The 567-nt window shown below is 64.0% G+C and carries 1 pseudogene; it reads right to left on the reverse strand.

Going from position 1 to position 567, the window contains the following annotated elements:
• Positions 1–237: 237 nt before the first annotated feature.
• Positions 238–567: pseudogene (locus tag ACT6QU_RS19510) on the reverse strand (antitoxin of toxin-antitoxin stability system); the annotation flags it as partial.

Genomic DNA, 567 nt, shown 5'->3' on the forward strand with positions numbered 1-567 from the left:
GTGTCGAAGGGCGTTCCGTCCTCGAGCAGCGGAAGAAGGCGCTGGGCCGCATCGAAGAGCCGCGCCGCAGGGGTGGCCGCAGGTGAGGAAAGAGATGAGGCAATGGGGGCGGCGCCGGCTTCGGCGTCGGGCAAAATGGTTCGCATGGCGGAATATCCTGGAGAGGCGTTGAAGGGCAGCCGCCAGGCGCTCTCTCCTGGACCCTGGGGCTATCCCCTTCCGGCCCGCCTCTTCCTCTCAGCCAAAGCGGTCCCCGGCTTCGGTGAAGCCATAACCATTGGCCAGGATCACCTCGTCGACGGCTTCATCGGAGTTCAGATAATCGAACTCGCGCTCGAGCTGCCGGTAGAGCCAGCGCGCCAGATCGCGCAGTGCTTCGCCAATTTCATCCTCCGCATCCGCGGTCATCTCCCGCAACATCGGGTCATCGCGCTCGACAGCGATCGCCATGCTATATTCGTGATGATATCGGCCGCGGTGCGCGACGACCGACGAAAGCTGATAGAAGTTCCGGCGCTGGACCGCCTGCAACGCGCCGGCGATGCGATGAAGCTCGGCGTCTTTTGG

The organism is Aliihoeflea sp., assembly GCF_052435475.1.
Lineage (GTDB): Bacteria > Pseudomonadota > Alphaproteobacteria > Rhizobiales > Rhizobiaceae > Aliihoeflea.